Below are 19388 nucleotides of genomic sequence, written 5' to 3' on the forward strand. Positions count from 1 at the left end.
ATCGGTGTAATCCAATACCTCGGTGCGGTCACAACCAAGTCGGCGCTCTGACGTCGGGAGTGCCCCACCTCATCTCGGGACACCGGACGCTCGATGAGATCCAGTCCGCTGCCGTAGGCCATGAGGTCTTCCACAGCGTTGGCGGTGCGAGGTTCCACCCGGGCTCACCAACTTGCAGGAACGAAAGCGCGGCGTTCGAATGGAGTCAGGGATTCATGGCGCGCAGGCGGTCTATCTAGTGTCGAGCTGCTGCTGCAGGGTGATGAGAATGATCACATACATTATCGCACTCTCTCTCGCAGTTGTGGGCGGATCAGTGGGCACCTGGCTAACCTTTTTTCGTGACCGCGTGCGCTTGGACCTCAACCTGATATCTATTACGAAATGTCGCAACCCTGAGGATACGGTACTCGTCGGAGATGGACTCATGGAAGCGGCTAAATCGTTCGGTCTTTCTGATCTGAACCTTGAAAGGAACGCGACCGAGAGCAGAATTCAGGATATTCGCAGCCGCGCGCAAGACGTCGAAGCAGAGGCACCCCGGCAGATTGAATTTGCACGGGGGATGCAGATGAGACTCTGGCAGTGCAGGGCCCAAGAAGAGAAGGCCGAATTTGTGTACAGTCTCATGAATGACGGTCCGCTCGTATTCTCGGAGATTGTTACAGGCTTGCGCAGCGGCAAACTTGTGCTCTCCGAGCTAGACCAGGGTGCCACTCATCAGCCAGAAGTCTGCTCCGTTGTAAGTCGCCATGTTGACAGCACGGAATCTGTCGTGCTGACCTTTCCCGACGGCCGATCGCAATCCATTCCCATTGATCCACCTGAAATTGAGGAACAGGTAAAGCACCTAGCGGCGACAATCCAGGCATTTGATGTAGATCGCCTCGACAAATGCCTTCGATACGCCATTACCACCCTCAGGAGTGACCTTTCATGGGCTGACATACTCACGGGCGGACTCAAGAATATCGTAGACTCCAGCCCATTTATGGTGGAGTTGATGATTGTCAACAAGGGAAGTAGAGCGGCAATACTGAGCCCTTATGCCGCGCTGCGAACAAGGGGGGCGCATTCAAAAATACCCCCTACCGACCTAAGGGTGGAAAGCATTCACGATGGCCGAAATGAACCCGCAGCAGTGAGAGGATCTTCCTGGGTGGCCATAGAGCCCCATGCCGCCGTTACACTAATTTTGCGATCTGGCCCCGTTGAGGCGACTGCACCGCTTTCCGCCGCCTTTGACAAGGGACTACTAAGGTGCTCAATAGCCCTTGCCAGATTGAAGAGCTGGGCCGTGAAAAGCGTTAAATACAAAAAAGAAAAGACGGTATATAAGGATTTTGGGGCAAACATCGATAAGGCGATGCTGGACAAAGTGAAGGAATTGGTGGGCCAGGGCTGAAATCAGGGAGCCGCAGGGATCTCGGGCTTTCTGTCAGCCGCCACGCCTTAGTTCGAGAGCGGCAATACGTAGTACCACTGTCCATACTCGGGTGTCTTGCTGTTCTCTGCGGCGTTTCTATCACCGCGCCTGTTACTCCAATGCGGCACGACACGGAGTGTGGGCATCGTGTGCCAGACATTACGCCTCCTCCCGCTTCACGGGCGTTGGAGGAAACGTATTCATCCGCCGTTCAGCGGGAACTGACCCGCGCGGCCACGGACCGGACCTCGGCGGCCGCGCGACCACGGCATCCGTCTGCGCGCGGCCCGACCCGCTCGGGCGACCGCTGATGACCGTCCGGAGTGATCGGTGAGCGTCGCAGGGTGTGCGTCAGCCGCTCGCACTGGGCCGACCGTCGCGCGCACGCTCATCCGGCAGGGGCTGTTCGGCCCAGATCGTCTTGCCGACGGAGGTGTGGCGGCTGCCAATGATGCCGGCTTCCGGTTGTGTCAACGGCTGCGCGTAACGCGATTCCTGCCATGTCGCGCCTCCGTTTCGCCACGCATGAGGAGCGTCCACGGACCTGGTGTCCCTCGTGCAGGAGCAGGCCGCGACCCTTGTTTCAGAGCTCGTCCGGCAGTTGGTACCAGAACTCCACCTCTGCCAGGTTGCAGCGGCCGTTGTGCCCGTCGTAGACGCGGATCCGCTGGTACGAGGCACGCTCTGTGAGCTTGAACTCGCACCACTGGGTCGAGTTGACCCCGCTGACCGTGTGGAAATCGGTCCAGGTTGCACCGCCATCGTTCGAGCCACGGAAGACCGTCCCATTGGCCCGGCTCAGCTGACCGACGCGGGGGTACACGCGGATACGGTCGACGGTGATCGGGCCGGAGGCCCCCGCGTCGATGTCGATCCAGCTCTCGGCGGCCAGGGTGTCGGTGTACGTGGTGATGTCACCGTCGAAGGCCCGCCAGCCGTTGGACGCGGTGGTCCCGGTTCCCGGCCACTCGATGGTGGACGCCCGCACCATCGACGGCGTGACCTCGACCTTCCGCATCAGCGTCTCGACGGAGACGAGGAGTTCATAGGCCGCGTACACCTGGTCGATGCGGGTGTCCTCGTCGTCGCCCGTCGCCTGCTCGATGCGGTCGAGTTCGGCGGTGAAGGCCGCGTACGACTTCTTGGTCCAGTCCGCCGTGTCGGTCCTGCGTGCCCGGGCCAGGACGGAGGCGATCGATTCGGCCACGGCGACCGCCGGGTCCCCGCCGGCCCGGGTTCCGCCGCCCACCAGGGAGGCCGTCACCTTGTAGTAGCGCCTGCCGTGCCGCAGCCCCTCGTCCTTGTAGGTGTAAGCGCGGGTGTTGTCCTTCACTGTCTCCCACTGTTCGCCGTCGGTGGAGCGGGCGAGTGTGAAGGACAGGGCGTCCTCGGGCTTGTTCCAGCGGACGGTGACGGTGTCGGCGTCGCGCTCGAGCGAGACGAGGAGGGCGTCGGGAGGGAGCGCGTCGAGCGCGACCTTCACGAACGTGGCGTCGCCGGTGGCCGCGGGGCCGGCGTGGACGGCGTACGGGAAGGGCGTGAACAGCGAACCCACCGTGGTCCACACCGAGCCGTCGGAAGAGACCTGCGCGAGGGCCCGGTGCGTCGCGAAGTCCCGGACCAGCCGGAGCCAGGGGGTGGCGGCGAGGCTCTGGCCCTCCGGTTTCCGGGTGATGGGCGAGCGCAGGTCGTCCTGCCAGTCGTGGCGGCTGTCGCGGGTGCGGTTGTGGAAGACGAGATTGCCGTCCGCGTCGGCGCCGAAGTAGACGTGGCGGGTGTCGGCGTCCAGCTTGTCGCGGAGCATCAGGCCGGTGAGCGGACCCCGGGCGGTGTCGACGCGAGCGGTCAGCGTGAAGCTGCCGGGCAACGGGCGGCTGACGAAGTGGAGTTCGTCCTCGATGTCTCGCTTCAGGAGCTGATAGTCGTCGCCCTGGCCGAGCCCCTCGCCCCTCGCGCCGAGCACGCGGATCGTCGACCCGCGTACGGCCGCGCTGCCCGAGCGGGCGGTGCCCAAGGCGTCGTCGCGCCAGCCGGAATTGGCGAGAGCGGGCGAGACGGAGGCGGGGACTTTGGTACGGATCGCGTGTGAACCCGCCCCAGAACCCACCTCGTTGACCGCCGTGACCAGGTAGTAATACGTCTCGTCGGTACGAACCTCGGTGTCTGTGAAGTGCCTGCCCGTCACCCTCGACGCGGTCAGGTCGTACGGGCCGGGCCGACGCGTGGCGCGCCGGACCTCATAGTGGGTGGCGCCAGCCGTGGTCTGCCAAGTGACGGTGACCGCGCCGTCGCCTGGCAGCGTGTGCACGAAGTCGACGTGGGCGGGCGGCAGTTGGGGAATGTCGGCCGACGACAACTTCAGCACCACACCGGTCTTCGCCGGTACGGTCACCCTGCCGTCCTGTATCTCCAGCTCCTTGCCGCTGACCAGGTCGAGGACTGTGGAGCCCGAGTGACCCGCCGGGATCCGCACGTCGTACGCGCGCTCGTTTCCATACACCTTGCGCGTCGTGTTGAAGACGAAGAAGTAGCGGCCGTAGCGGGCGGTCAGCAGGTCCGGGTAGCCCGAATAGGCGTGGTCGGCCTCGAAGTTCTCGCGACGGACCGTGCCGACGCCGGGCTGGTAGGTGATGGGGGCGATCTCGCCGGCGAGAGCCTGCGGCGCCCCGCCGTCCCCGGTCTGCTGGTCCTCCATGAAGTCGACGTCGATGTTGTCCATCCGGGCCCAGTAGTCCTCGTACTGGAAGAGCCCGTCGGAGTTGAGCTGCACGAGGTGATCGCGGTTGGCGTATCGGGCGTGCAGCCGGCCGTTGCGGGCGAAACCCCGCTGTCGTTCGTTGAGTTGGCCCCACAGGTGCAGATCGCTGTCGCGCAGCGACACGAACATGCAGTCCACGTCGACCCAGGCGAAGCGCTCGTACTCGCTCTTCTTGACGGCGAGCGCGTCGAGTTCGGCGGCGGTGTAGCAGTCGAAGTCGGTGTGGGGGTGGACTATGCCGGTCGGCTCGTGTGCCTTGAGGTAGGCGTAGGTCTCGCCGAGTTTCAGGTCGTACTTGTTCTTGGCCTTCGCCGAGGCGAAGATGTTGAAGTACTGGTGGTCGGCAAGCTGTTGCTGGGCGAAGCCGACGGCCTCGCGGGCGTGGGCGCGGACCTGCTTCCATGCGTCGCCCGCGTACCGGTCGGGGTGCTGGGCGATGTGGTGGGCCAGGGAAACGTAGTTGAGGATCTTGCCCTCGGAGCTACGGAGCACATAGCCGGGGAACCCCGGGTAGTTGGTGTTGCGCTCGTCGATCACCATCTCCATGCGCATGGAACGCTTCAGGTTGTCGTCGAGGTCCGTCATCCGGGCGTGGGAGCGAGCGTGCAGATTGCGCAGCGCCAACTCCAGGACGTGGTCGTTGAGTTCCTCGTCGCCCTTGTGTCCCCACGTGCGGTGGAACCACTCGGGGAGGTAGTTCGTGGACTCCCCGTAGTTGGCGACGTAGCCGTTCTCGCGGGTGTGGCCTGCCTCGGTGATGCCGGTGAAGTGCTTGCCGAGCGGGAGGCGGCGTACGACGTTGCCCTCCTGGTCAAGCTTGGACTTGGCGAGGCCCTTGATGACGTACTTGATGTAGTCGTCGGTCCAGCGGGCCGTGGTGTCGTGGTAGAAGAGCGAGTGGAAGAGGTCCAGGTCCTGGCCGTCCGGGCCGACGAGCACCTCTTCGCCGAGGAAGGGCAGCCAGCCGAGCGCCTCGCCCGCGATGCGATGGCTGCGGGCCTTGCCCTCGAAGAACTTCGAGCCGATGACGCGCAGTCCCTCGTGGGCTTCCCAGGCGCCTTCGTACGTGTACATCACCTGGTTGTAGATGTACGAGAGCCGGGAGCGGGCGTAGTCGAAGTTGGCCTTGAGTACGCGGCCCCAGGCGGCGCGGCGGGTCAGCGGTGAGCCGTCGAAGTCGACGTCCTCGAGGGAGGTCTCGCCCTCACTCGTGCCAGTGGTGAAGGGCTCGTCAAGGAAGGCCTCGAATGCCTCACGCCCGTAGACATCGTTGTCGGCGATCAGATTCTCCACGACGTACAGGGCCTCGCCGAGCGCTCCGTGGTAGCCGCCCCAGTCGCCCTGGTGGCCGCCGCGGGCCAGCAGCTTGGTGTTGCCGTAGTAGTCCTTGGTGTGGTTGTCGACGCACTTGAAGACGCGCAACAGGGCGGCCTTCTTGTCGACGGCGGACTGGGCCGGGCACCAGGCGGCCTGGGTCAACGCAGTGGCGTAGAAGCGGAGTTCGTCCTGGTAGCGGACGATGGAGAAGCGGGCCGTGGCCGAGGCGTCGATCCTCGCCGAGTAGTCGCTGAAGAGCTTCACCTGGCTCGCCACGTAGTCGTCGACCAGTGCCTGCTTCTGCTCCTCGGGCAGGGCCGTGACGGTCTCCGTGCGCGGGGTGTAGTCGGCCTGCGGTTCGTCGCTCACGTCGAGGTACGCGCCGGTGTGGGTGTAAGCCCGGTAGTAGCCGCGGGAGTCGGCGGTGACCTTGGCGTTGAAGGCGTTGTCGTACGTCCGCAGCGTGATCTCGGCGGTCTGCTGCCCTCGGGTGTGCTCCAGGGGGAGCATCGTCGTGGCGTAGAAGAAGCGCCCGGGCAGCGGGCGGTTGGTGCCGGTGTTCAGGGCCTCGTAGTCACCGGAGCGGCGGTAGCCGATCTGCTCACCGTTGATGTACGCGATCGTCTTGTACGTCGAGGTGTCGCCGCCCCAGAACTTCACGGTGAGGTAGTTCTGGTGGACCGGGTCGACCTTCATGATGAAGCGGAGGTCACCGGCCTTGATGTCGGCGGAGTCGAGGGGCCGCGCGACCCGGGCCTTGTCCCCCGCGTTGCCGTCCACGACCGCCGAGTCCGGGGCGTGCAGGTCATGTGCCGCCTCGGAGCCGTCGTCACCGAAGTCGAGGAGATCGAGGCGTCGCGCGCCCTCGGCTGCCGCCGCTTCGACGGCTGGGGCCTGGCTGGCGACCGCCGTGGACCAGCCACTCAGGGCGAGCGCGCCGGTCCCGGCAGCGGCACCGGCCAGGACGGATCTTCTGGTGACGGGCATGCGGGATCCTCACGATAGCTTCCGTAGAAACCGGTCTCTACGGAAGCTATGAGTCCCCATGGAAAGTGGCAAGACATCGCGCACGGAAAAAGTGCCCCACTGCTCAACCCAGGGGCTATACACGGGATTACGAACCGGTAGCAGGTCGAACGACAGCCCTTCATCTAGAGACCGGTTGTCATCGAGGGCCGGATGGGCCAGGGCCGGGCTTCTTTCTGCCGCGAGTCAGCTGGTGACCCCGTCGGCGGACATCTTTTGGTCTGGTGCGGCCCCGGTCTGCGCAGGTGCGCCGGAATCGGGGGGAGGAGGCGGCAGCTCGCCGGAACCGCGCTGGACGAGAAGGCTGGGCAGCGTCACGGTGCGTGGACTTGCCGTCGGATTGGCGATCCGTTCGATGGCCAGGAGGGCGGCATGCCTGCCGAGTTCCGCCGGGTCTCGGGTGATTGCCGAAATGCCCAGTCCAGCAGACAAATCGTTCTCGTCGAGTGCGACGAAGGCGATGTCGTTGCGATGGTTGACGATGCGGTCCAGCAGTACTCCGCTGCTGATACCGAGGTTGAGCGCGAGCAGGGCGGTCGGAGGCTCAGGCATCTCCATCACCCTGGCGATGGCGGCCTTGACCTCTTGCGGACTGGTGAGGTCCGTGACGATGAGTTCTGGTTGCTCGGGGAGCCCGTGCCGTGCGAGCGCGGCGCGGTAGCCCGCGAGCCGCTGGGCGGCGCGGAAGGAGCCGGCTCGGCCGGCCAGGGCTGCGATCCGTCGGTGCCCGAGGTTCAGGAGCTGGTCGGTGGCTTCGTCCACTGCCCGGTCATCCCTGGTCATCACGACGTCCACGTCGAGGCCGTTACCCGGGCGGCCGACCAGCACTACCGGTGTGCCATAGGTGTACTCGGGGCGCAGGAAGTCGCGGTCGTCGCCGTCGGGCATCATGAGCAGGGCGCTGACCCTGCGGTCGATCATGATCCTGGCAAGCTCGGGCTCGCGGGCGGGGTCGTCATCCGTCGAGCCGATGAGCAACTGCAGGCCCGCTCGACGCAGTTCCGCTTCCGCGCCGGCCGCGACCCACGCCTGGAAGACGTTGGTGAATCCGGCCGTCACGAGTCCGACGACGCCCGAGGGGCCGCGGTACCGAAGGTCCCGGGCCATGGGGTTGGGCGAGTAACCGAGCCGGCGCACGGCTTCCATGACCCGCTCCCTCGTCGCGGGCTTCACCACGTCCGGCTCCTGGAGCGTGCGGCTGACCGTCGCCGTGCTCACCCCGGCGGCGCGCGCTACCTCAGTCACGGTGACCCGCTGACGATCGCCACTACTCAATGTAACTCTCCGATGTCGTGGGGTGACACTCTCATTGCTGCCGTCCAATGCGATTGTAATCGTTGACATTGACTCATTGCGGGGAGCACACTCCCCTGCAACGCCAATGTAAACGATGACATTGAGGAAGGGAGCCGGATATGCGTACTTCGTCGCGAACCTGCGCGATGGCGGCTGCGATCGCCGTGGTGGCCGCCGTCGCGGGCTGTCAGGACAGCGAGAGCGCCAACTCCAACCCCAAGGTGCTGACCTACTGGGCTTCGCAGCAGTCTCCGAGCGTCGAGCGGGACAAGGAGATCCTCAAGCCGGAGCTGCGCAAGTTCACCGAGCGCACGGGTATTCGCGTGAACCTGGAGGTGATCCCTTTCACGGACCTGCTCAACCGCATCCTGACCGCCACGACCAGCGGGAAGGGCCCGGACGTGATCAATCTGGGCAACAGCTGGTCCCCGTCCCTGCAGGCCACCGGCGCGCTCGTCGAGTGGGACGACGCCCTGATGGCCAAGATAGGCGGCGAGGACCGGTTCACCCCGGTGTCGCTGCAGACCGGCGGAGCCGAAGGGACGACGCCGACCTCTGTTCCCCTCTACAGCAAGGTCTACCAGCTGTACTACAACAAGAAGCTCTTCGAACAGGCCGGCATCACGAAGCCGCCCGCCACCTGGAAGGACTTCGCCGCCACCGCGAAGAAGCTGACCAAGGACACCGACAACGACGGGCGCACCGACCAGTGGGGCCTTGGCGTGCGAGGTCAGGCCAGCACCATCGCCGTGCACTACGCCTACATCCTTGGCTCGGCCCGCGGCGCGGATTACTTCAGCGGCAACAGGCCCGCGTTCGACTCGGCCGCTGCCGTCGAAGGAATCGAGCAGTACCTCTCCTGGATGGGCAAGGACAAGATCGTCAACCCGTCAGATGCGGAGAACGCGGACTGGGCCGACGTCTACGAGGCCTTCGCCGAGGACCGCATCGGGATGATGCTGGTCCAGACCCTGGGACGGACCTTGCAGGAGTACGACCTGACTGCCGAGGACTACGGAGTGGCCCCCATGCCCGCCAACACCGGGCCGGGCAGCAAGGACGTGGCCTCCTTCCTGGGCGGCACCAACGCAGCCATCCTGAAGTCGACCGACAACATGGACGGGGCAACCGAACTGATCAAGTTCCTCACCAGCCCCCAGGAGCAGGTCACGCTCAACGCCGCGTACGGAACGATTCCCCCGGTGAAGGACGCCAAGGGCAAGGCGTTCGAGACGACCGAGGCGAAGATTGCCCGACAGACCATGGCGTCGCGTGCCATCCCCCTGCCCAGAGTGCCCCAGGAGACGCAGTTCGAGACGCTGATCGGCAACGACGTCGTCAACTGGCTCGCGGACACGGCCACCGGCAAGCAGCCCACCGCCAAGCAGATCAGCTCCGCCCTGAGCGACGCATCGGCCAAGGTCAGCGCAGGTGGATGAGTCGGGAACTGTCGGCAAGGCGGCTGAACGATGACCATCTCCCCCATTGCTCGCGGCGCGGCGGGCAACGACACCGAAACCCGGCGGCGCCGCAAGATCAGCAAGGGTCTGCAAAGCGGCAAGGGCCCCGGGAACGGCAAGGCCCTGAAGAACGGTCGCTACCGCTGGACCCCATACGTCTTCCTCCTGCCTGCCCTGGTCCTGGAACTCGTTGTGCACTTCGGGCCGATGCTCGCCGGTCTGGCAATGAGCGCCATGAAGCTGACGCAGTACCAGCTCGCGCAATGGTGGCAGGCCCCGTTCACCGGCGCGGACAACTACAAGGCCGTGCTGGACTTCGATCAGCCTGTAGGAACCTCGCTGCTGAGTTCGTTCCTCGTCACCCTCGGCTTCACATCGGTCGTCCTGGCCGTCTCCTGGTCGATGGGCCTGGCGGCTGCGGTATCCCTCCAGCACACTCGCCGGGGTACCGGGATACTGCGCACGCTGTTCCTCATCCCCTACGCACTGCCGGCCTTCGCCGCTGTGATCACCTGGCGGTTTCTGCTCCAGCGGGACAACGGCATGCTCAACCACATCCTCGTGGACCAGCTCGGAGTCCTGGACAGCAACGCGTTCTTCCTCATCGGATCCAATTCGTTCTGGTCGCAGTGCGTCGTGGCGATCTGGCGGCTGTGGCCCTTCGCCTTCCTCATGATCATGGCGGGGCTGCAGTCCATCCCTGACGAGGTCTACGAGGCGTCAAGCCTCGACGGCGCCGGCCCGTGGCGTCAGCTCCGCGAGATCACCCTGCCGATGCTGGCCCCCGTGAACCAGGTCCTCCTTCTCGTCATGTTCCTGTGGACGTTCAAGGAGTTCGAGACGCCGTACGTGCTGTTCGGCGGCAGTGCTCCGAAGGAGGCCCGCCTGCTCAGCGTGGAGATCTACCAAAACTCGTTCGTGACATGGAACTTCGGCCTCGGGTCGGCGATGAGCGTGCTGCTTCTGCTCTTCCTGTTGCTCGTGACCGGCACCTACCTCGCTGTGACCCGAAGGAGGGCGAGTCTCTATGAGGCATGAGACCCGCGGATACCGCATCTTCCGGCGGACAACCCTGACGCTTCTGACAGCGTTCGTCTGCGCGCCACTCTTCGTCATGGCGAGCACCGCCATCAAGCCACTGAGCCAGGTGCAGGGTGAGTTCCGGTGGGTCCCGACCAAGCCGACTCTGGATCCCTTCGTCGACATGTGGTCCACCGTCCCGCTGGCCCAGTACTTCGCCAACTCCATCGTGGTCGCGGGCGTCGCCACCGTCCTGTCGGTCACCGTCGCCGTACTCGCCGCCTACGCCATCAGCCGGTGGCGGTTCCGCGGGCGCGAGACGTTCAAGGTGACCGTCCTCTCCACGCAGATGTTCCCGGGAATCCTCTTCCTGCTGCCCCTCTTCCTCCTCTTCGTGATGGTGGACCGCTACACCGGCCTGTCCTTGGTCGGCAGCCGGGCCGGCTTGATCATCACCTACCTCACCTTCTCGCTGCCCTTCTCCATCTGGATGCTCGTCGGCTACTTCGAAACCATCCCCCGCGAACTCGACGACGCCGCCAAGGTCGACGGCGTGGGCCCCGTACGGCTGCTCTACAGCATCCTCATCCCGGCCGCGCGGCCCGCCATCGTCGCGGTCTCGATCTTCTCCTTCATGGTGGCCTGGGGCGAAGTCCTCTTCGCCTCAGTGCTCACAACGGAGCAGACCCGTACCGTCGCAGTGGGGCTCCAGGCCTACGCGAGCGAAGCGAACGTGTACTGGAACCAGGTGATGGCCGCGTCTCTCGCCGTCTCAGTGCCCGTCGTGATCGCGTTCCTCCTGCTGCAACGGCACATCGCCTCCGGCATGACCGCAGGAGCCGTCAAGTGAAGTCCACACTCACCGATGGCCGGCTCGGCGCTCAGCCTTCGCCGACCCTGGTCGAACATGTCAACGCCGTCGAACTCTCCAACGAACTCGCCAACGCCGAGCTGTTCGTATTGATCGACCTCGCTCACGCGCTCATGCTGACCCGCCAGCAGGTCTTCGACCACGATCAGGGCCGGACCGTCGTTGCCGCCTTGCTGGAACTCCTCGAAGGAGACCCGCGAGCGACACTGGCGGGCGACCCGGCCATCGGGACCATCACGCTGCAGATCGAGCGGTACCTCGAGGAGAAGTGCGGCCCGGGCGGTCTCGACCTCCAGCGGGCTCGCAGCAGGATCGACCAGAACGCCACCGGGCTGCGCATGGCCGACCGAAAGGGCGCCCTCGCAGTGATGAGCGAGCTGGTCCGCCTGGGCGAGGCGCTCCTCGACGCCGCCGAGAGCCATGACGATGTTCTCGCACCCGGCTACACCCATCTGCAGCACGCACAACCCACCACGCTGGGCCACTACTTCAACGCCCACTACTGGCCCGTGTCCCGCAACCTCACACGTCTGACCCAGTTGTTCGAGCGCCTCAACGAATGTCCGCTGGGAGGAGCCGCGCACAGTGGCACAGCGTGGCCGATCGACCGCCATGCCACAGCGGCGTACCTGGGCTTCGACCGGCCCATCCTCAACGCCCGGGACGCCGGGATGTCATCCGTCGACGTGGGAGCCGAACTCGCCGGCGCACTCGGACTGACACTCTCGGGAATCAGCAGATGTGCATCGGACCTGTACTACTGGTCCTCCTCGGAAGTCGGCATGGTCCGCCTCGACCCTTCGTTGTGCGGAACGTCGAGCATGATGCCGCAGAAGCGAAACCCCATCGTGCTGGAACGGATACGAGGCCTGGCAGGCGATGCCGCCGGCTGGGGCGCAAGCCAGCTCGGGCTCCTCCACTTCGCCACCTCCACCGACTCCGACCAGGCCTATGTGCACAACCGCATCCCCGCCTACTGCCATGCCACTGCCGGAGCGATCACTCTGCTCAGCGAGGCGGTCACAACCCTTGAGGTCGACCAGGAACGACTCAGCGAATCCGCCGGACGCCACTGGTCAACCTCCAGCGCCCTGGCCGACGACCTGGTGCTCACCCAGGGCCTGAGCTACCGCGGCGCCCATGAGGCCGTAGCGCGCCTCATCACCGCCCACGAGAGCGCCGGCGCAACCGACGGCGCCGTGCGCCCGGACCTGATCGACCAGCACTTCCGGAACTACTCCGCCGAGACACTGGCCGGCGTCCTGAACACGCGAAGCTTCGTCGAAAGCCGAACCAGCGCAGGCGGAACCTCCACAGACCGGCGCAGGGAACTGGCCGCCCAAGCAGCCGAAAGCCTCCAGGCACATCGACGCACGGTCCACGAACGGATCAAGGACATAGAAGAAGCCCAGGCCCGGCTCCTCCGCGATGCCAAAGCACTCACCGAAGACCACAGGACCTGACACATCGCCCATCCGCCGGGCACCGGCCAAGCGCACGGGTCAACGCCAAAGGCACCCACCAGCAAACCGGTGCCGGCTCCCTCAGACCGACGGCCACGCCACAAACCCCGACCATCCGAAGCGGCGAGGAACAGAACACGAATACCCACCCCTGACCGGCGCCATCCCAGCTACAGCGCGGCCGGAACATCCGACAGGAGACGCACCATGCCTTTCTGGTCTGCCACCTTCCCCATCCGAACCACGCACGGCCACTCCGGCGTGCACATCTTCATCGTGGACGTCGACCACTACGAGGATGCCCGCCGCCATGCCCTGGCCCGAGCCGATCTCCCCGAGGCGCGGCGCCACCGCCGCAACGCAGCCCTGGATATACGCAAGCTCTCACCGTGACGGAAATCCCTCCCAGTCGGGGAGTGTGAAAACGCACCGGCCCGCGCGAGCAGCCCCTCCCTGAGCCGGAGAGAAGGACCACTGCGCAGCCTGTGGGGGTGCGATACCTGACTCGCACCCCCACAGGCACAGGCACAGGCACCGGCACCGGCACCGGCACCGGCCACACGATCCCGCGTCGGGCGCGGCGCACCGGTGGCCGTGCTGAAGGCAGCGGCCTCATTGGAACGCCCTACCCGTGACAAACGGCCCAGCGGACGCGCCGAGTCGAGTCGCGCAACACCACATGCGTGCCCAGCACCAGATGCTGACTGTCCGGAAGTTCGTCCCGGTGCAGAGCCAGCCGCACGGCGGCCCGGCCCAGCTCCTCCTGCGGGACGTTGACGGTGGTGAGCGCCGGATAGACGTCCCGTGCCACGGGGATGTCGTCGTATCCCGCGACGGCGACGTCATCCGGGATGCGCCGCCCGCCCTCACGAAGGGCCTGGATCACACCGGCCGCAACCATGTCCGTGGCCGCGAACACCGCCGTGAACTCCCGCCCGCCTGCGAGGAGTTGACGTGTCAGCTGATAGCCGACCGACCGAGTGAAGGGACCGTCCACGATCAGCTCGGGGTCGGGAGCGAGACCGAGCAGTTCATGGGCGCGGGTGAAGCCGCTGATCCGCTGCCCGCTCGTGGACAGGCCGGGCATCCGCCCGACGTAGGCGATGCGCCGGTGCCCCGACGACAGCAGGTGGGTGGTCATGGCGAAGGCGCCGCCCTCGTTGTCGTACTCGACGACCGTGGCCGGTATGCCAGGCCCGAGCGGCGGCCTGCCGACCAGCACAAGCCGCGAACCCACCCGGTCCAGGCCGTGCGCGAAGTGCGTCATCCGCTCCTGGTACGCCTTGTCCTCCCAGGCGCCCCCGACCACGATCACGGCGTCGGCCCGCTGCTCGCGCATGGTCTCGACGACGGCGAGCACACGTTTCGGGTCGCCGTGCGTGGTGCACAGCATGCACAGCCGGCCCTCCTCGGAGGCCTGTTCCTCCACGCCGCGCGCGATATGGGCGTAGAAGGGCCCGGTCACATCGTCGACGACGAACGCGACGGTCTTGTTCGTCGAACCGCCGAGCGCGCGGGCGTGCGCGTTGACCACGTAGTCCAGCTCGCGCATGGCCTTGAGCACCCGCGCCCGGGTGCCCGCGGCGACCGGGTATGTGCCGCCCAGGACACGCGAGACCGTCGAGGCGGAGACCCCCGCCCGCGCGGCAACGTCCCTGACCGTGGACGCGTCCCTGCTCGCCTCCGGCCCCGACTTCTTGGCCACCGCCCGGACACCTCCCCGTATTGGTGCACGTCACCCTACGAGACGCGGCGCGGGCGCCGACCACCCCTCCTTGCGGCGATCGTCATGCGGCGCGCCCCAGCTCCGCGTGGTCGATGCGGTGCGCGAGGTCGCGTCCGGCGAGCAGCCGCTCCACCTCTTCGACGACGGTGAGACCGAGGCGCGCCACCTCGTTGCCCTGTGAGCCGGCGAGATGCGGCGTGATGAACGCGTTCGGCAGGTCGAAGAGCGGAGAGCCGACGGGCAGCGGCTCGGGGTCGGTGACGTCGAGGATCGCGCTGATCCGCTCGGTGCGCAGTTCGTCGATCAGGGCGTCGTGGTCGAGGAGCGAGCCGCGCGCGGTGTTGATGAGGACGGATCCGGCGGGCATCAGGGCGAGTTCGCGGCGGCCGATCAGATGGCGGGTCTCCGGGGTCTGCGGCGCGTGGATGCTCACGATGTCGCTGGTCCGCAGCAGCTCGTCGAGCGGCAGCAGGGATACGCCGAGCAGGGCGGCCCCGGCCTCGTCGACGTAAGGGTCGGCGAGGCTCACCTCGAGGTCGAAGGGGCGCAGCAGTTCGATGAGGCGGCGGCCGATGCGGGACGCTCCGACAATGCCGATCCGGCGGCCGAAGTTGCCGATGCCCGCCACGATCTCCCCGTAGGGGAAGGCGCGTTCGGCACGGAGGCGGTCCCGGTGAGCGAAGAGGTCCTTGCCCGCGAGCAGGATCATGGCCAGCGTGTACTCGGCCACCGGCAGGGCGTTGGCACCGGCCGCGGACGACACGACGAGGCCGCGCTCCCAGACCGCCGGGGTGGTGAAGCTCTTGACCGAGCCCGCCGCGTGCAGCACGGCCCGCAGCTTCGGTGCCGCGTCCAGCGCGCTCACGTCGAGAGTGGGGCAGCCCCAGCCGGTGATCAGGATCTCGGCCCGGGAGAGGGCCTCGCGTACGCGAGGGTCTGCGAAGTCCTCGACCACCAAGGTGGGATCGATTTCTACGGCCTCGCACAGACGAGCCAGCACCTCCGCCGGAAAAACCTGCGACACGTTCTCGGCGCTCATGGCGAACAGCGCGACGGGGCGCTCACGTTGGGGTGAGGAGCTCCCCGGGGAATGCTCGGGCAACGAACTGGCCTCCGGCTCGGTGAGGTAGGTGGCGAACGGTCTATGGCAACCGGTCTCTACGGTATGGGTCGTCGAACGAGAGGGTCAATGGAGATGAAAGCGCTTTCCCCACTTCTTGAAAGAGCTTCCACCGGTGGCGGCCACGGGAGCCTTCGGCAGGGCTGCGGGAGGTGGACGTGGCTGAATAACACCACTACGAGGAGCTGTCTGCGTGAGCAATCATGAAGCCATGCGACCGGATGGCTGGCACCTCACCGAAGACCTCGACGACTTTCTCGCCCGCGCCGGGGAGTTCCTGCGCTCGCGGCCCGCCCTGCACACCACGCCACTGACGGTGATCGAGAAAATGCGCACACGCGGGGCGGACGCATCCGGCGCCGAAGCCACCGTATTCGGCGGACTGGAGCGAGGGGGCGAGGTCCACGCCATCTTCTACCGCCTTCCGTCCCGCCGCCTGACCCTCACCACCCTCTCCCCCGAGCAGGCCGACTCCCTCGCCGCCCACCTGGCCGGGCTCGGCCACTCCTTCTCCGGCGTCACCGCTGACCACGACACCGCCACCGCCTTCGCCGAGGCATGGCAGCGGCACACAGGCGCGGCGCCGGTACGCGACTGGGGGGCCCGTCTCCACCGTCTCGGCACGCTCACCCCACAGGAGCCGTTCCCAAAGGGCAGTGGTCGCGTCGCGGGTGAGCAGGACCGTGAGCAACTCGTGCGCTGGTGCCGTGAGTTCTGCGTCGACGTCGGAGAGGACCGCTCCATAGACCTCATCGACGCCGGCGACTGGGCCGGCTCGCGCTTCGGCGACAGACACTTCACGCTCTGGGAGACGCCGGACGGCACTCCCGTCTCCATGGCGGCCTCGACCTCGATGGTCGGCGGCATGGTCCGGGTGGACCCCGTCTACACCCCGGCTCAACTCCGGGGCCGTGGCTACGCGGGCGCCGTGACGGTCGAGACGAGCAGGGCCGCCCTGGCCGCGGGCGCGACGGACGTCGTGCTCTTCGCGGACCCTGCCAACCTCACCAGCACCGCGCTCTACCAACGACTCGGATACATCCCGCTCACCGACTTCACCGGGTACGGCTTCTCAAGTGCCGCACCGGAAGCCGGCTGAGAATTCCGGAGGGTTCCGCGACGGGCACAGCGAACACCGCCGCCTACCCGCAGAGGCAGCCCGGCCGCCCGTCAAGGTAGCTTCCACCCGTGGCACCACACCGGCGGTGCACGCCGGAAGCTTCCCGGGGAGGGACGACACGGATGGCAGGGATGACAGAGCCCGTGACCAACTGGGCGGGCAACATCACCTACTCCGCCAAGGAGCTGCACCGCCCGCACTCGCTCGACGCGCTGCGTGCGCTCGTCGCGCAGAGTGGCCGGGTGCGGGTGCTGGGCAGCGGACACTCGTTCAACGAGATCGCCGAGCCAGGCAGCGAGGGTGTGCTGGTCTCGCTGACCGCGCTGCCGCCGTCGGTCGAGGTGGACTCGGCCGCTCGTACGGTGCGGGTGGCCGGTGGGGTGCGGTACGCGGAGCTCGCCCGGCGCGTCCATGAGCACGGGCTCGCGTTGCACAACATGGCCTCGCTGCCGCACATCTCGGTGGCGGGCTCGGTGGCGACCGGCACGCACGGCTCGGGAAACACCAACGGCTCGCTGGCCGCGACCGTACGCGAGGTGGAACTGGTCACCGCCGACGGTTCGATGCTGACGATCGGCCGCGACGACGCCCGTTTCGACGGCGTCGTGACCTCCCTGGGCGCGCTCGGCGTGGTCACCGCGCTCACCCTCGATCTGGAGCCGGACTTCGAGGTCGCGCAGCAGGTGTATGGCCAATTCCCGCTGACAGGGCTGGACTTCGAGACGGTGTCGGCATCGGCGTACAGCGTGAGCCTGTTCACCGACTGGCGGCAGTCCGGCTTCGTCCAGGCGTGGGTGAAGCGGCGCACCGACCAGCCGCTGCACGACTTCCCGTGGGCGGCGCCCGCCACCGAGGCCATGCACCCCGTGCCGGGCATGCCCGCGCAGAACTGCACGCAGCAGTTCGGCGTGCCGGGCCCCTGGCATGAGCGACTGCCGCATTTCCGCGCCGAGTTCACCCCGAGCAGCGGTGCCGAACTCCAGTCTGAGTACCTGCTCCCGCGCCCGTACACGGTCGACGCCCTGCATGCCCTCGACGCGATCCGCGCGACGATCGCCCCGGTCCTGCAGATCTGTGAGGTCCGCACGGTCGCCGCCGACAGCCAGTGGCTGAGCCCCGCGTACGGGCGGGACACCGTGGCGTTCCATTTCACCTGGGTCCCGGACACGGCAGCCGTGCTGCCCGTGGTGCGGCGCATCGAGGAGGCACTCGCCCCCTTCGATGCGCGCCCGCACTGGGGCAAGGTGTTCACCACGGCACCGGCTACGCTGCGTGAACGCTACCCGCGGATCGACGCGTTCACGGCGCTGGCCGAGGAGCTGGACCCGGCGGGCACGTTCCGGAACACCTTCGTCCACAAAGTCCTCGGTGTCTGACGTCCAGGCATCCGCCTAGTAAGCCCTCTCTTTTTACAACCCCTTTCCTAACCCCTTGTCGAAAGTCCTGTGCAGGCCATAGCCTTGCGCCGCGCCGGGGCCGACGTGGCTCGGCATGGGTCTGAAGGGATCGAGGGGGCCGCCCGGTGAAGCGCACATCCCGCGACATACGCACCGCGAACCGCTATGAGGTGCTGCGCCAGATCATCGCCGAGTCACCCACGTCCCGGCAGGAGCTGGCGGCCGCCACCGGACTGAGTCTGGCTACGGTCGCCACGCTGGTGGGCGAGCTGCTCGACCTCGGGATGCTCACGGAGGTCGGGTTCGAGGACTCTGCGGGTGGCCGCCCGCGGGGCCTCGTGGCCGTCAACGCGTCGGGGGGCGCGTTGATCGGCGTGGACATCGCCGAGACGTACGTACGGGTCGAGCTGTTCGACCTCGCGCTGAACGTGCTGGCCCGAGCGGACGAGGACATGCGCCCCGGTGAGAGCCGTCCGGTGCAGGTCGTCGGGCATGTGGCCGCGGCCGTCGGCTCGGTGGTCGCGCAGGCCGGGGTCGAGGGCGCGCGCGTTCTCGGGGTCGGGGTCAGCGTGCCGGGGCAGGTGGACCGCGCCACCGGCATCGCGGAGTACGCGCCGAACTGGGACTGGCACGACGTGCCTCTGCTCGATCTGCTCTCCGAGCACATCTCGTATCCCCTGTATCTCGACAATCCGCTGCGCGCCTGCGCGGTCGCCGAGCTGTGGTTCGGCGCGGCCCGCGGGCGCGGGGATGCCGTGGTGGTGAACCTCGGTACGGGGGTGGGCGCCGGGCTCGCTCTCGGCGGCGGGCTCCATCGTGGTGTGAGCAACAGTGCGGGCGAATGGGGCCACACCACGCTCGTACTGGACGGACGGCTCTGCCACTGCGGCAACCACGGGTGCGTGGAGACGTATGTGGGAGCCCCCGGAATCATGCTGAACCTACGGGAGTTGAGCCCCCGCAGCCCGCTGCTCCACCCCGAGGACCAGACGGCGACCATCGACGCCCTGGCCCGTGGGGTCGCCGCCCAGGATCCGGTGGCGGTCAAGGTGGTCCGGGACACGGCCCGTTACCTCGGTGCCGGCATCGCGGATCTGGTGAACCTGCTCAACCCCGAGGTGGTCGTGCTCAGCAGCTGGGTCGCGGCCGCCCTCGGCGAGCCCCTGCTCGAGGAGGTGCGCGAGGCGGTGGCCCGGCATGCGCTGAAGCGGCCACTGGCCGCCACGGAGATCGTCCTGTCCCCGATTCCCACCGATCCGGTGTGCCTCGGCGCGGCGACGTTCGCGCTCGAGGGCGCCCTGTCCTCGATCACCCAGAAGGCCAGTCAGAGGAACAACCGGCGTACTTGGTCCAAGCAGTAACCGGCCCCGGACCGAGGTCCGCCGGCC

The 19388-nt window shown here is 66.9% G+C and carries 13 protein-coding genes; 9 read left to right on the plus strand and 4 right to left on the minus strand.

Annotated elements, in window-relative coordinates; all coding sequences use genetic code 11:
• The first annotated feature begins 268 nt into the window (after positions 1–268).
• Positions 269–1405: a hypothetical protein gene (locus tag ACGFNK_RS35385; RefSeq protein WP_393422592.1), complete on the plus strand. Its 1137-nt coding sequence runs from the start codon at positions 269–271 to the stop codon at positions 1403–1405.
• Positions 1406–2009: 604 nt separating this feature from the next.
• Here the strand turns inward: ACGFNK_RS35385 and ACGFNK_RS35390 are convergent.
• The gene (locus ACGFNK_RS35390; protein ID WP_393422594.1) at positions 2010–6488 is read right to left on the minus strand and encodes a Tat pathway signal protein; all 4479 of its coding nucleotides are present in this window, start codon (positions 6486–6488) and stop codon (positions 2010–2012) included.
• 225 nt (positions 6489–6713) lie between these two features.
• A complete protein-coding gene (locus tag ACGFNK_RS35395; RefSeq protein WP_393422596.1) occupies positions 6714–7772 on the minus strand; it encodes a LacI family DNA-binding transcriptional regulator in 1059 nt (352 codons plus the stop codon).
• Positions 7773–7942: 170 nt separating this feature from the next.
• Here ACGFNK_RS35395 and ACGFNK_RS35400 point away from each other — a divergent pair, with 170 nt between their 5' ends.
• The 5 genes from ACGFNK_RS35400 (at position 7943) to ACGFNK_RS35420 (ending at position 13030) form a co-directional block, all read left to right on the plus strand.
• Positions 7943–9262, plus strand: a complete 1320-nt coding sequence (locus ACGFNK_RS35400; RefSeq protein ID WP_393422598.1) for an extracellular solute-binding protein — start codon at positions 7943–7945, stop codon at positions 9260–9262.
• A 30-nt stretch (positions 9263–9292) separates the two neighbouring features.
• Positions 9293–10321, plus strand: coding sequence for a carbohydrate ABC transporter permease (locus ACGFNK_RS35405; protein ID WP_393422600.1), 1029 nt, complete (start codon positions 9293–9295; stop codon positions 10319–10321).
• Positions 10311–11153: a carbohydrate ABC transporter permease gene (locus ACGFNK_RS35410; protein WP_393422602.1), complete on the plus strand. Its 843-nt coding sequence runs from the start codon at positions 10311–10313 to the stop codon at positions 11151–11153. The genes ACGFNK_RS35405 and ACGFNK_RS35410 overlap by 11 nt, the downstream gene beginning before the upstream one ends.
• The gene (locus tag ACGFNK_RS35415) at positions 11150–12637 is read left to right on the plus strand and encodes an argininosuccinate lyase (protein WP_393422604.1); all 1488 of its coding nucleotides are present in this window, start codon (positions 11150–11152) and stop codon (positions 12635–12637) included. Before ACGFNK_RS35410 ends, ACGFNK_RS35415 begins: the two co-directional genes overlap by 4 nt.
• Before the next feature lie 207 nt (positions 12638–12844).
• On the plus strand, positions 12845–13030 hold the full coding sequence (locus ACGFNK_RS35420) for a hypothetical protein (RefSeq protein ID WP_393422606.1): 186 nt from the start codon (positions 12845–12847) through the stop codon (positions 13028–13030).
• A 232-nt stretch (positions 13031–13262) separates the two neighbouring features.
• Here ACGFNK_RS35420 and ACGFNK_RS35425 read toward each other — a convergent pair whose 3' ends face one another.
• Both ACGFNK_RS35425 and ACGFNK_RS35430 read right to left on the minus strand, forming a co-directional pair.
• Positions 13263–14342, minus strand: a complete 1080-nt coding sequence (locus ACGFNK_RS35425) for a LacI family DNA-binding transcriptional regulator (protein WP_393422608.1) — start codon at positions 14340–14342, stop codon at positions 13263–13265.
• An 82-nt stretch (positions 14343–14424) separates the two neighbouring features.
• The gene (locus tag ACGFNK_RS35430; protein ID WP_393422610.1) at positions 14425–15402 is read right to left on the minus strand and encodes a hydroxyacid dehydrogenase; all 978 of its coding nucleotides are present in this window, start codon (positions 15400–15402) and stop codon (positions 14425–14427) included.
• 292 nt (positions 15403–15694) lie between these two features.
• On the opposite strand from ACGFNK_RS35430, the gene ACGFNK_RS35435 reads away from it, so the two are divergent.
• The 3 genes from ACGFNK_RS35435 to ACGFNK_RS35445 all read left to right on the plus strand — a co-directional run bounded on the left by ACGFNK_RS35435 (position 15695) and on the right by ACGFNK_RS35445 (position 19361).
• The gene (locus tag ACGFNK_RS35435) at positions 15695–16582 is read left to right on the plus strand and encodes a GNAT family N-acetyltransferase (protein WP_393422722.1); all 888 of its coding nucleotides are present in this window, start codon (positions 15695–15697) and stop codon (positions 16580–16582) included.
• 152 nt (positions 16583–16734) lie between these two features.
• Entirely contained in the window at positions 16735–17979 is a 1245-nt protein-coding gene (locus ACGFNK_RS35440) for an FAD-binding protein (protein ID WP_393422612.1), read from the plus strand.
• A 146-nt stretch (positions 17980–18125) separates the two neighbouring features.
• Entirely contained in the window at positions 18126–19361 is a 1236-nt protein-coding gene (locus ACGFNK_RS35445) for an ROK family transcriptional regulator (RefSeq protein WP_393422614.1), read from the plus strand.
• Positions 19362–19388 lie beyond the last annotated feature (27 nt).

The organism is Streptomyces sp. NPDC048825 (assembly GCF_043198355.1).
Lineage (GTDB): Bacteria > Actinomycetota > Actinomycetes > Streptomycetales > Streptomycetaceae > Streptomyces > Streptomyces xiangluensis.